The organism is Sulfurimonas sp. HSL-1716 (genome assembly GCF_039645975.1).
In the GTDB taxonomy this organism is placed as follows: Bacteria; Campylobacterota; Campylobacteria; order Campylobacterales; family Sulfurimonadaceae; genus Hydrocurvibacter; species Hydrocurvibacter sulfurireducens.
In genome coordinates, this window is the sequence record NZ_CP147918.1 from 906,201 (window position 1) to 918,674 (window position 12,474).

Genomic DNA, 12,474 nt, shown 5'->3' on the forward strand with positions numbered 1-12,474 from the left:
ATTATGAAAAAACTAACTATAGCTACTCGCGGGAGTCAACTTGCCCTATGGCAGTCAAACCATATAAAATCTGTTTTACAGCAGCAAAATCCGGGATTAGAAGTTGAACTAAATGTTATAGTAACTACGGGAGACAGGATACAGGACAAAGCTTTGTCTCAAATAGGCGGAAAAGGTCTTTTTCTAAAAGAACTGGAAGAGGCGATGCTGCGCGGCGAAGCACAGATAGCAGTACACTCTTTAAAAGATGTGCCTACGGAGCTTCCAAAAGGTTTTGTTCTTGGAGCCATAACGGAGCGTGAAGATTCAAGGGATGCGCTTTTAAGTGAAAAATATGAGAGTATCGAAGCACTGCCTGAGGGTGCTATAGTCGGTACATCGTCTCTTCGACGCAGAATGCAGATAGAACGTCTCCGCCCCGATCTGACGATAAAAGACCTTCGCGGCAACGTGGATACGCGTATCAAAAAGCTAAAGAACGGTGATTTTGACGCTATCATCCTTGCATCTGCGGGTATTAACCGTCTAGGGTTCACGGGTTCTGTAAAATATGTCTATCCGATCTCGCTGGATGAGATGATACCGTCCATGGGGCAGGGAGCACTTGGTATCGAAGCTATCGATGACCCTAAAGTCATCGAGATAGTATCGAGACTGCAGGACGATTCGACCATGATAGCCACGACCGTCGAGAGAGATTTCGTAGATTCGCTTGATGGCGGATGTCAGGTACCTATAGGTGTCAACGCCGTAGTTAAAGGCGAAGATATAACGATAAAAGCGATTTTGGGAATGCCTGACGGTTCTGAAGTGTTGCATGAAGATACGACGGCGAAAGTATCCGAATACAAGAGTATCGGAAGAGTGATAGGCCAAGATATGATAACTAAAGGCGCAAAAGAGCTTTTACACCGTGCGGAAGTCATGGCATCGAAGATGACATCGACCCTGTAAATCTAAAAGTTACACCCATATCCCCTTTAATCAGGGGAAAACAGTTTACCCCGTAAAGAGAAAGAATGCAAAATACCATACAGTTACTTACAAAAGAAAACGAACTTACCGTAATACATGATAAGGTCGACATATATCTGGAGATCCCTCATCTTGCTTATGCCGAAGTGAAGAAAAAAGACGGCGGCAAAGCCCTGCTTTTTACGCACCCCGTCGATTCAAAGAATGGCGTGGAATTTGATGTTCCAGTACTTATGAATGTCTTTGGTTCATACAGAAGATGTGAACTGCTTTTTGGCAGAACAATCGAGTCTGTGGCCGATGAGATAACGAAACTTCTTCATATGAAACCGCCGAGCGGACTTAAAGCGAAGATGTCTATGCTCGGAGAGCTTTTTTCGTTAAAGAACATTTTTCCTAAACGTCTCAAAGGCGAAGGCGAATGTCAAAAAATAAAGTATCTCAATGATGATATAGATCTATATAAGCTTCCTATACTTACGACATGGGAAGAGGACGGCGGTCCGTTCATCACCATGGGGCAAGTGTATACGCAAAGCATGGACGGAGAGATGGTAAATCTTGGTATGTACAGACTTCAGGTGTATGATAAAAAGCATCTGGGAATGCATTGGCAGATACATAAAGACTCTTCTCATTTCTTCGATCAATACCAAAAAGCGGGCAAAAAGATGCCTGTTACCGTGGCGATCGGCGGAGATCCTCTTTATACCTGGTGTGCGACCGCTCCTCTTCCGTACGGAGTGAACGAACTTCTTCTTTACGGGCTTATTAAAAAAGAGCCGGCAAAACTCGTGTCTTCGCTTACGACACCTCTTTATATACCTTCTGATGCAGATTATGTCATCGAGGGATGGGTGGATCCGTCCGAATTTAAAGTGGAAGGCCCTTTTGGAGATCATACGGGGTATTACACGTTAAAAGAGAAATATCCGTTTATGGAAGTAAGTGCTATAACAAGCAAAAAAAAGCCAGTGTATCTTGCAACGGTCGTCGGAAAACCGCCGCTTGAAGATAAGTATATGGGATGGGCGACAGAGAGGATCTTTTTACCTCTGCTTAAAACGAATGCGCCGGATCTTATAGATTATCATATGCCCGAAAACGGAGTTTTTCATAATCTGATACTTGCAAAGATGCAAACCCTTTATAAAGGTCATGCAAAGCAGTTCATGCATCTTTTTTGGGGTTCGGGACAGATGAGTTTTGTGAAGCATGCGGTGTTTTTAGATGCATCGGCGCCAAAACTTACAAACTACGATGCATTGGCGACATATATTTTAAACAGATTCGATCCCAAACGCTTGTTTATTACCGAAGGCGTGACGGATGCTCTTGACCATTCTTCCAACGAAGCTCTTGTCGGCGGCAAGCTGGGTATCGACGTTACCGCGGCGAATATCGTTACCGCTCCGCAGCTGTTAGGCGATGAAGATCTTTTGAAAAAAGTGCAGGAGCTCTGTCCTGAGGTTACCGGGCTGCAGCAGTATATGCGCCATGCGAATAATCCTATAACGGTGATGACCGTAAAAAAATCCAGACCTTTAAAAGAGTGTTTTAACGCTATGAGCGTACTTAGTGAAAATGTTCGCATAGCGGTTTTTGTGGATGAGGAAAAAAACGATATCTCCAATGCGTATATGCTTATTTGGAGAGTCGTGAATAATATCGATGCGACCCGTGATATTTTTGTTTCTGGATTGATGGTCGGAATCGATGGAACGACAAAAAACACCATAGACGGATTTCATAGAGAATGGCCGGGTGACGTCGAGTGTAATGCAGGTGTGATAGAGAGTCTAAAAGAGCGCGGTTTATGGACTTTGGACGAGCAGTTATACAAAAAGTATCAACTCTAAAAATTAAATATTTGTGATTATTTTAGTATAAGGTAACTATTATTAAATCTGATGTACTATAGGCTATTGTTTTGATGGAAGGCGTATGATGACAAGTAGAATATTATTTTTTATAATTTCAACCTTTTTTATTACTCAAGCAACATCAACCGCTGCCGTTTACAAGGGGCAAAGAGAGTATGTAAAAGAGTGTCGTCATTGTCATGGAGGCGGACAGGGAATGTCAACGTCAAAGAACATGAGAACCTGGAAAAAAATGCTTAAAGACAACGGCGCCGATCTGGCGGCCGTGCATTTAAAAAGCGAAAAAGCGAAAGCCTCCCGAGAATATTTCAGCGGTGACAGGTTTAAAAAAAATGCAAAGCATCTTAGAGACTTCCTTGTTGAATACGCAAAAGACAGCGGCAAAGTCCCTGCCTGCAATTAACGATCTGATATTAAGAATATATCGATTCTCCCTCATACGGCTTTTTTCTAAGCGTAACTTACAGTAACTTAAGTTAAAATTCTGAACTTTTTTATTTGGAGATATTATGGATAAGATGTGGTCCGGACGTTTTAGCAAAACGGCATCATCGCTGCTGGATGAGTTCAATGCTTCGATCATGTTCGATAGAAGATTGTACCAAGAAGATATCGAAGGTTCTATCGCTCATGCAACGATGCTGCAAAAACAGAACATTCTCACAGCAGAAGAGCTTGATTCTATCATAAAAGGACTCAAGCAGATCCAACAAGAGATAGAATCCGGCGAGTTCGAATGGAAGATTAGTGATGAAGACCTGCACATGGGGATCGAAAAACGTTTAACGGCACTTATCGGCGATGCAGGGAAAAAACTCCATACCGCAAGAAGTAGAAACGATCAGGTTGCAGTTGATTTTCGCCGTTGGACTCTAAAGAAAAATCTATCTATTGTTGAAGCTATTAAAAAACTAATGTCTGAGATATTGGTTGTAGCTGAGCAGCATACAGAGACTTTAATCCCCGGTATGACACACCTACAACACGCCCAACCGATCAACTTTGCTTTTCATCTAAGTGCATATCTGGCAATGTTTAAAAGAGATATAGAGAGATTTGAAAGCTCGTATGAAAGAAATAATATCTCGCCTCTTGGATGTGCAGCACTTGCAGGAACACCGCATAACGTCGATAGAGAGATGACCGCAGAACTTCTTGGATTTGGAAGTGTAAGTACCAACTGTTTGGATACGGTGAGCGACAGGGATTTTGCTTTAGAGATACTTTTTAATATCTCTACTATGATGATGCACATCTCCAGACTCAGTGAAGAGCTTGTAATGTGGTCAAGTTATGAGTTTGGATTTGTAGAACTCAGCGATGAATACTCTACAGGTTCATCCATTATGCCGCAAAAGAAAAATCCGGACGTTCCGGAACTTCTTCGCGGTAAAACAGGGAGAGTCTACGGTTCTTTAATGGGACTTTTAACCGTTATGAAAGCACTTCCTTTAGCTTATAACAAAGATACTCAAGAGGATAAAGAGGGAGTATTTGATGCTGTGGACACGGCGGAAATCTCGTTAGAGATACTAAAAGAAGCCATCAAAACAATGACCGTAAAAGCACACAATATGGAAAAAGCATGTGCGATAGGTCACTTAAGTGCAACGGACCTTGCAGATTATTTGGTAGAAAAGTGCGCTATACCGTTTAGAGAAGCGCACTTTATCACAGGCCGTGCAGTTGCAAAAGGCGAGGAACTTGGAGTTGATCTGAGTAAGATAGAATTTAAATACTTAAAAGAGATAGATGAGCGTATCGATGAAGATGTGATGGAGTATTTGGCATTACGACACTCTATGAATGCCAGAACCTCACAAGGCGGTACTGCAACTGTGAGAACTAAAGAGCAATTAAACTATTTTAGAGAGTTTATTGCCAAAACAAATCCGGAGCTATTAGTATGAAAGTAGTCGTAACACATCAAGAAGCAATGAAGTTTGAGGCAAAGACCGAAAAGAGCAGTTTTATCATTGATTGCCCGACCATTACTCCCGTAGAGTATTTTCTAAGCGGTATCATTACATGCAGTGCTACGGATATGATACTGCTTCCGAAAAATCAGGGAAAAACCGTTACTAATCTTTCGATCGAAGGTGATGTAGTGCGTAATGACGATCATCCGAGAAAGTTCAATACGCTGCATCTTATCTATAAGTTCGATTCCGATGCGGATGATACGGCTGCGGCACGCTATGTCATGGCTTCACTGGAGACTTACTGCTCGACTATCAATACGATCCGCGACAGTGTCAAGATAAGCTATACCGTCATTCATAACGGTAAGACGATAAGAGAGAACGAGCATATGATATCGGGAGGCGGATCTCATATAGATATGGGCGAGATCGAAAGCTGTCCGCAATAGGTATCTAATGGTTATATATCTTATCGTACGCGATCATACGCTTTGATACGTTTTTAAGATAAAGTTTCGGCTCGTCGAATCTGAGATCGCTAAGAAGTCTGTTATAGACTTGGCCGGGTGAGAGGGAGTTGATATCTTCTGCCGCATAGCTCATAGAATATTTCTGTTTGCGTGACAGGTTTTTGTTCTTGTTAAACGCCCATGCTATGTTGCCCGCTCCCGTGTTATATGCCGCAATGGTACAGTACAGTCTGCTTGTAGGATCTTTGATCTCTTTTAGATACTTGAAATACAGAAGGTGCAGATAAGCACTTCCCATCATGATGTTATTGGTACTGTTGTAAAGATAGCTTGAAGAGACCAGTCTTCTTTCGTTGTAAAGATAATCGTATGCATCCATACCTGCACTGCTTGGAACTATCTGCATAAGTCCGAATGCCGGAATGTACGACCTTGCTCTTGGATTGAAACTGCTTTCTGTCTGCATGATCGCAAACAGTAGAGGAATATTCAACCTCTCTTTTGCGGCAAAGTATTTGACATCGCCGTAATATTGCTGCGCTTTTTTTTGCATGGAATCCGAAGGCATCGGTATGTTTAAACTATAAACGTGAAAACCTTCTATTTTCGAGTTCAGTACCGTGATTTTGTTATTTTTTACATGATCGTCTACATATGTTTTTATGCTGTTTTTCGTCGGTGTCTTGTCGAAAATGATATTTGAAAGAATAGGTTCGTTCTTCACCTGCGCATCGATAACGCCTGAGGGTTTTTTGATCTTATCGAGGATCTTTTCAAGCGGATCGCTTTCCTGAACTCCTTTGTTGTCGATCGTAACAACTCTGGCAAGGGCTGTTTTGAGTTTTTGTTTTGCATCCTCGGGAGAATCGGCGATAGTTTCTAAAGTGATCGTGTTTTTTTCGAAATCGACATCGGTCCTTGTTTTTTTGTCCGGAGTATAAGCGACCCACTCTTTTTTTGTAGAAAGTTTTGGTTCTTTCCAGTATTTTCCCAGTGATTTTTTATAATCTTCAAACGCCTTGAGCTGGGCTTTTTTATACTTTTCAAAGGCATCTTCCTGAGATTTTTTGTATTTGGCAAACTCCTGCTTATTACCGCTTTCTTGACTCATCTGTTTTTGTTGAAACTCTTTGAAGGTTTCGCCTTGGGCAAATGAAACAAGCGCTATAAATAGTAGTGTTTTTTTAAGCATAGTTCATCTTTTATAAGAAATCTTTCGGATCGGCATCTGCGAGATGATCCCATTTTAGTTTTGAACCGCCGAGAACGTGCCAGTGAAGATGCTTCACCTCTTGTCCGCCGTTTTCCCCGACATTTGTGATGACTCTGTAGCCGCTTTTATCTATTGCTAGTTTTTTAGTAAGTTCCTGGATGAAAGCGGTCATGCCTCCCATGGTCTGGGCAGAGACTTCGTTAAAACTGTCGACATGGAGCTTTGGAATAGCGAGTATATGAACGGGTGCTTTTGGATTTATATCGTGAAATGCCATAAAGTCATCACTTTCCAACTCTATGTTCGCGGGGATCTTTTTATCAACAATTTTACAAAATAAACACATTTTTTAACCTTTTTTATAGTATTAAAATAATCCTGATTTAGATTCTATCATAAATGTTATTTTTTTACTTTAAAAACTGAAGAGTGCCTCTGCATCAAGCTTTTTGTAATGGATTTTTCTGTATAATCATTTTAAATTAATTACTGGAGACTCTATTTGAAAGAGTGGTATGAAAAAATCAGATCAGCCGATAGTGTTGAAGATTTAGAGAATATACGTATAGCTGTTTTTGGGAAAAAAGGTATTTTAGCCGAACAGTTTGAAAAGATGAAGGCTGTGCCAAATGAGCAGAAGGCATCCTTTGCAAAGGAACTCAATACCCATAAAAGTGAATTGACTTCACTGTTTAACGAACAAAAAATAATTCTGCAGACAAAAGAGCTGCAAGAAGCGATGAAAGCCGAGGCCATAGATGTCTCTCTTTTCTCGACGACTTCAAGAAAAGGCGCTTTGCATCCCGTGATGGAAACTATGGACAGAATCGTCGAATACTTTTCTTCTATGAATTTTTCTGTCGAAACGGGACCGATGGTAGAGGACGATTTTCATAACTTCGAAGCTTTGAACCTGCCGAAATATCATCCGGCGCGCGATATGCAGGACACCTTTTACTTTAAAGACGAGATGCTTCTTCGTACGCATACTTCGCCAGTTCAGATACGAACGATGCTCAGTACGAAACCGCCTATCCGTATGATAGCTCCGGGTGCGGTGTTTAGACGCGATTATGACCTGACCCACACACCGATGTTTCATCAAGTCGAGGGGCTGCTGGTGGACGACGCAGGTACGGTCTCTTTCGCAAATCTGAAATATATACTAGAAGACTTTTTAAAATATATGTTCGGTGACGTAGATGTGCGTTTTAGACCGAGCTTTTTCCCTTTTACGGAACCTTCGGCGGAGGTAGACATCTCCTGTATCTTCTGTAAAGGCGAGGGGTGCCGTGTATGTTCTCATACGGGCTGGCTTGAAGTTTTGGGATGCGGAATCGTCGATCCGAACGTCTTTAAAGCGGTTGAATATGAAAATGTGAGCGGATACGCATTCGGACTGGGCGTTGAACGTTTTGCAATGCTCATACATCATATCGGAGACCTTCGTTCGTTATTTGAGGGAGATGTCAGACTATTGGAGCAGTTTCAATGATAGTTACAAAAAGTTGGTTAAACGAATTTATAAGTATCGAAGATAAATCTACCGAAGAGTTGTGTAAAACACTAAACTCGATCGGTTTAGAGGTAGACAGGGTTGTAGAGTACAAGATCCCAAACAAGATAGTCTTCGGTCATGTACTGGAGTGTGAAAAACATCCCGACGCGGATAAGCTCAATGTTTGTAAAGTGGATATCGGGACAAGTATACGCCAGATAGTGTGCGGTGCGGCAAATGTAAGAAGAGGTCTTCATGTAGCGGTTGCGACTGTCGGTGCAGAGATGCCGGGCGGACTGAAGATAAAACCCGTAAAGCTTCGCGGAGTCGAAAGCGAGGGGATGATCTGTTCGGCCGCTGAACTTGGTCTTGCGGATATCGGCGGCGGGATCATCGAATTCGATTCCTCTATAGGCGAGTTCAAGCTCGGTCAGGAGCTTTGTGAAAACCCGTATCTTCAAGATACCCTCATAGAGATAGAACTAACCGCTAACAGAGGAGATTGTCTGAGTATATACGGAGTGTCCCGTGATCTGTGTGCTGCTTACAGCCGCCCCCTTAAAAAGATAGATGATGCTCAGGATCAAGACAGACGGATGGGAATCGGAAGAGTCCTTCAGTTTTCTCATACGGACGGATTAAACGTCAATCTAAGATACAAGGCGATCGATCTAAAAGATGTCAAGCTTCCTTTTATAGTCACGTTGCGTTTGTCTCAGGTAGAAGAAAAACAGCAGTCGGATCTGGATGCGATCCTTTTTTACTCCACTTATACGACAGGCGTTATCTTAAGAGCGTATGACTATAACTTCTTTAAAGACAGTGAAGAAAGCGATAAAAAGATAAAAGTCTCTTTGGCGATGAACGAACTTGGATATGCTTGTATATATGCAAAAGAGGAGGTGGCTTCTATCGTCGGTATAAAACAGTGCGATGTATCGAAAATGAGCTCGAACGAGGGCCTTACCATTATCGAAGCAAGCTATATTCCGCCGCATATCATCTCAAAGCAGATGGCAGAGAACAAGATCGAAAACGGTCCCCTGTTTTACCGTACTTCAAGAGGAAGCGAACCGAAACTGAATATAGGACTTAACTATTTTATAGGTATGTTCGAAGAGTACAGCCAATCGGATATTTACGGCGGCGATATCGAACTTTGCGACGAGTATGAAGATGTCGTAGTAAGTATCAGCGTAGATGAGATAAACAGTATAATCGGCGCAAATATAGATAAGACGACGATCACTAAGATACTTCAAAACCTTGGATTTGATATAGGCAAGTCTCAAGGCAGCAGCTTTGTCGTGTCCGTTCCGAGATACCGCCATGACATAGTGAACAAACAGGATATCGTCGAAGAGATCGTACGTCTTGTAGGGATAGACAACATCCCGTCCAAACCTTTTACTTTGCGAGAGAAAAACCCGCTTTCAAGCGGATTCTTCCAATTTAAAAAATTGAGAAAATACAGAAACAGCGCTGCCAGTCAGGGCTTTTTTGAAACGGTGCATTTCGTGTTCAACGAAAAAGCAAAGCTTAAAGAATACGGTTTTTCTTGTGTGGAGGAGAGTCTGGAGCTTTTAAACCCGATCGTAAACACGCTTGATACAATGCGCCCTACATTGATGCTTGGACTGCTCAATGCAGCAAGCCTGAATGCAAAATCCGGCTATAAAGACATAAGGCTTTTTGAGGTAGGTTCGGTTTTTTCTCCTTTAAGGGAAGAGTCGATTAAGATGGCTTTTATCTATAGCGGAGATGCGGATAAAGACGGAGTCTTGAACAGCGGAAAATCCAAAAAAATGGATTTTGGGACTTTTGTCCAATCGGTCTCGAATATAATCGGTGACGTGGCTTTGGTCAAACATGAAACCAGACACAACTTGGCAAATCCGTATCAATGCGCGAAGATACTCATGAACGCTCAAGAGGTCGGAGAGATATACAAGCTTCATCCGGTTGTTCAAGATGAGTTCGATCTGGACGATACTTTTATCTGCGAGATAGATTTTGACAAACTGTCGTTTGATCTTGTCGAAGCTAAAGCCTATTCGAAGTATCAGGCTTCTTTTAGAGATCTGAGCGTCCTTGTTCCGAACACTTTGAGCTATAAAGATGTCCAAGAGGTCATATCCCAAAACAAAACGGAAGAGATCGTTCGTTTTTACCCTGTCGACAAATATATGGACGAAAAGCTCGGTGATAATGCGAGCCTTACTATAAGATTTGTTCTGCAGTCGCTGACAAAGACACTCGAGGAGGAGGATATCACGTCGACAATGGACACCGTCTTGAATGCATTGAATGAAAAACTGGGGCTTACTCTTAGATGAAAAAAGTAAACGTATATCCTTCAAAAAAATTTGATTTTGAGACCGATAAGATCGCTTCGGACAAGTCAATATCGCACAGATCGGTCATGTTTGCTATGTTGGCCGAGGGCGAATCCGTGATAAAGAACTTTCTGCGTGCAGAAGATACCATGAATTCATTGGAGATCGTAAAGAATCTCGGAGCAAAAGTACTTGATGACGGAGAGGTCATAAAGATCAGCTCATCGGGTATACAAGAGAGCGAAAATATTCTTGACTGCGGAAATTCTGGAACGGGAATACGCCTTTTTTGCGGGCTTTTGAGTTCCGCCAAGGGTCATTTTGTTTTAACGGGCGATGAATATCTCCGCCGCCGTCCTATGAAAAGAGTGACTGCACCGCTTCGCGATATAGGTGCGAAACTAGACGGAAGAAATGACGGAGATCTGGCGCCCTTAAGTATCAGAGGCGCTTCATTAAAAGCGTTTGATTACAAAAGCAAGATCGCTTCGGCTCAGGTAAAAAGCGCGATGATTCTTGCGGCTCTCAGATCCGACGGAGTATGTACGTACAGCGAACCGGAACTAAGCCGCGATCATACGGAGAGGATGTTAAAAGGGATGGGCGCGAATATAAATTCCGAAGATCTCAAGACTACGATCGCTCCGCTTACGAAGCTTTTGTCGCCTTTGGATATACGTGTGCCAGCCGATCCGTCCAGTGCATTTTTCTTTGCCGTAGCGGCGGCTATCACTCCAGGTTCTTCCGTTAGGCTTCAGGGCGTCACGTTAAACAAGACCCGCATAGAAGCGTTTAAAGCACTGGAGCGCATGGGTGCGGATATAACGTATGATCTTAAAGAGGACAAATACGAACCCATAGGCAACATCACGGTAAAATATGCTCCTTTAAAAGCAATAACGGTTCAAGACAATATCTCCTGGCTGATCGACGAGCTTCCCGCTCTTTCTATCGCTTTTGCATGTGCAAAGGGCGTAAGCACCGTAAAAAATGCCGAAGAATTGCGTGTAAAAGAGAGCGACAGGATAGCAACGGTCGTAGAAGGTCTGAGATCCTGCGGGATAGAGGTCGATGAGGTAAAAGACGGATACAGTGTAAAGGGCGGTGAATTGAAAAGTGCCGTGATCAACAGCTATGGCGACCACAGAATCGCTATGAGTTTCATAATCGCAGGACTCAGATGCGGCATGGAAGTCGAAGACATAGATTGTATAAAGACTTCGTTTCCGAACTTCTTTGAGCTTTTGCAGAACCTGACGACAATCAAATTTGATTAATTAATGAAATTTTTGCCCGAAAGATAACGATATGAAACTTGAACTTGCAGAAAACTACGGATTTTGCTTCGGTGTCAAACGTGCCATAAAGATAGCCGAAGAGAATAAAAACTCCGTTACATACGGACCGTTGATCCATAATGCAAAAGAGATACAAAGGCTGGACAGCGACTATAAAGTGGGATTGACGGAAGATCTTTCCACGTTTAAAACAGGTGACAAAGCGGTCATCAGGACGCATGGTATTCCAAAAGCCGAGCTGGAACTTTTAAAAAACGGCGGCGTGGAAGTCGTCGATGCGACATGTCCGTACGTTACCAAGCCTCAGCAGATATGCGAAGAGATGAGCGAACAGGGGTATGATATCGTTATATTCGGAGATGAAGCCCACCCCGAAATAAAAGGCGTAAAAAGCTACGCCACAAAAGGTGCGCACGTGGTCACCTCGCCAGAGGATCTGGAAGATCTGAAACTCAAAGAGCGCGTGGCATTGGTGGCTCAAACAACTCGTAAAGTCGAAGAGTATCTCCAGATAGCCAACTATCTTATACCAAGACACAAAGAGGTCAGAGTATTCAATACTATCTGCAATGCAACGTTTGAAAATCAGGATGCGGTGAGAAAACTGGCAAAAAGAGCCGATGTCATGGTGATAATAGGCGGTAAAAACTCATCGAATACAAAACAGCTCTATAGTATCGCCAAAGAGTACTGCAATGACAGCTACCATATAGAGGATGAAAAAGATATAGAGATGTCCTGGTTCGACTCAAAAAAACTATGCGGTATCAGTGCGGGTGCTTCTACGCCCGATTGGATCATTCAAAAAGTGGTAAATGCCATAGAAAACAGATGATCTTCTTTTTTCTGCCGATATCAAAGATATCTCCTGTTTAAAGC

At 42.6% G+C, this 12,474-nt stretch carries 11 protein-coding genes; 9 read left to right on the forward strand and 2 right to left on the reverse strand.

Annotated features, from left to right (window positions below; translation table 11 throughout):
- Positions 1-3: 3 nt before the first annotated feature.
- The 5 genes from hemC (at position 4) to WCY03_RS04775 (ending at position 5,229) form a co-directional block, all read left to right on the forward strand.
- Positions 4-954, forward strand: a complete 951-nt coding sequence (gene hemC, locus WCY03_RS04755) for a hydroxymethylbilane synthase (protein WP_345993851.1) — start codon at positions 4-6, stop codon at positions 952-954.
- 65 nt (positions 955-1,019) lie between these two features.
- Complete coding sequence (locus WCY03_RS04760; RefSeq protein ID WP_345993852.1) at positions 1,020-2,834, forward strand: menaquinone biosynthesis decarboxylase; 1,815 nt, start codon at positions 1,020-1,022, stop codon at positions 2,832-2,834.
- A gap of 85 nt (positions 2,835-2,919) precedes the next feature.
- Positions 2,920-3,261, forward strand: coding sequence for a cytochrome c (locus tag WCY03_RS04765; protein WP_345993853.1), 342 nt, complete (start codon positions 2,920-2,922; stop codon positions 3,259-3,261).
- 106 nt (positions 3,262-3,367) lie between these two features.
- Positions 3,368-4,768: an argininosuccinate lyase gene (gene argH / locus WCY03_RS04770; RefSeq protein ID WP_345993854.1), complete on the forward strand. Its 1,401-nt coding sequence runs from the start codon at positions 3,368-3,370 to the stop codon at positions 4,766-4,768.
- Positions 4,765-5,229, forward strand: coding sequence for an OsmC family protein (locus WCY03_RS04775; protein WP_345993855.1), 465 nt, complete (start codon positions 4,765-4,767; stop codon positions 5,227-5,229). The genes argH and WCY03_RS04775 overlap by 4 nt, the downstream gene beginning before the upstream one ends.
- 4 nt (positions 5,230-5,233) lie before the next feature.
- On the opposite strand, the gene WCY03_RS04780 is transcribed toward WCY03_RS04775, so the two are convergent.
- Positions 5,234-6,442: a murein transglycosylase domain-containing protein gene (locus WCY03_RS04780; RefSeq protein ID WP_345993856.1), complete on the reverse strand. Its 1,209-nt coding sequence runs from the start codon at positions 6,440-6,442 to the stop codon at positions 5,234-5,236.
- 10 nt (positions 6,443-6,452) lie between these two features.
- The gene (locus tag WCY03_RS04785; protein WP_345993857.1) at positions 6,453-6,809 is read right to left on the reverse strand and encodes a histidine triad nucleotide-binding protein; all 357 of its coding nucleotides are present in this window, start codon (positions 6,807-6,809) and stop codon (positions 6,453-6,455) included.
- 156 nt (positions 6,810-6,965) lie between these two features.
- Here WCY03_RS04785 and pheS point away from each other — a divergent pair, with 156 nt between their 5' ends.
- The 4 genes from pheS to WCY03_RS04805 are packed head-to-tail and all read left to right on the forward strand — an operon-like array spanning position 6,966 to position 12,430.
- Complete coding sequence (gene pheS, locus WCY03_RS04790) at positions 6,966-7,958, forward strand: phenylalanine--tRNA ligase subunit alpha (RefSeq protein WP_345993858.1); 993 nt, start codon at positions 6,966-6,968, stop codon at positions 7,956-7,958.
- Positions 7,955-10,297, forward strand: a complete 2,343-nt coding sequence (gene pheT / locus WCY03_RS04795; protein ID WP_345993859.1) for a phenylalanine--tRNA ligase subunit beta — start codon at positions 7,955-7,957, stop codon at positions 10,295-10,297. The genes pheS and pheT overlap by 4 nt, the downstream gene beginning before the upstream one ends.
- A complete protein-coding gene (gene aroA / locus WCY03_RS04800; RefSeq protein ID WP_345993860.1) occupies positions 10,294-11,574 on the forward strand; it encodes a 3-phosphoshikimate 1-carboxyvinyltransferase in 1,281 nt (426 codons plus the stop codon). The genes pheT and aroA overlap by 4 nt, the downstream gene beginning before the upstream one ends.
- Before the next feature lie 31 nt (positions 11,575-11,605).
- Positions 11,606-12,430 carry a 4-hydroxy-3-methylbut-2-enyl diphosphate reductase gene (locus WCY03_RS04805; RefSeq protein WP_345993861.1) on the forward strand — a complete coding sequence of 275 codons (825 nt, stop codon included), beginning with the start codon at positions 11,606-11,608 and terminating at the stop codon, positions 12,428-12,430.
- Positions 12,431-12,474 lie beyond the last annotated feature (44 nt).

Bases quoted from the DNA above. Each gene is read 5' to 3' on its own strand.
- hemC (WP_345993851.1), top strand. From the start codon at position 4: ATGAAAAAACTAACTATAGCTACTCGCGGGAGTCAACTTGCCCTATGG.
- WCY03_RS04760 (WP_345993852.1), top strand. From the start codon at position 1,020: ATGCAAAATACCATACAGTTACTTACAAAAGAAAACGAACTTACCGTA.
- WCY03_RS04765 (WP_345993853.1), top strand. From the start codon at position 2,920: ATGATGACAAGTAGAATATTATTTTTTATAATTTCAACCTTTTTTATT.
- argH (WP_345993854.1), top strand. From the start codon at position 3,368: ATGGATAAGATGTGGTCCGGACGTTTTAGCAAAACGGCATCATCGCTG.
- WCY03_RS04775 (WP_345993855.1), top strand. From the start codon at position 4,765: ATGAAAGTAGTCGTAACACATCAAGAAGCAATGAAGTTTGAGGCAAAG.
- WCY03_RS04780 (WP_345993856.1), bottom strand. From the start codon at position 6,442: ATGCTTAAAAAAACACTACTATTTATAGCGCTTGTTTCATTTGCCCAA.
- WCY03_RS04785 (WP_345993857.1), bottom strand. From the start codon at position 6,809: ATGTGTTTATTTTGTAAAATTGTTGATAAAAAGATCCCCGCGAACATA.
- pheT (WP_345993859.1), top strand. From the start codon at position 7,955: ATGATAGTTACAAAAAGTTGGTTAAACGAATTTATAAGTATCGAAGAT.
- aroA (WP_345993860.1), top strand. From the start codon at position 10,294: ATGAAAAAAGTAAACGTATATCCTTCAAAAAAATTTGATTTTGAGACC.
- WCY03_RS04805 (WP_345993861.1), top strand. From the start codon at position 11,606: ATGAAACTTGAACTTGCAGAAAACTACGGATTTTGCTTCGGTGTCAAA.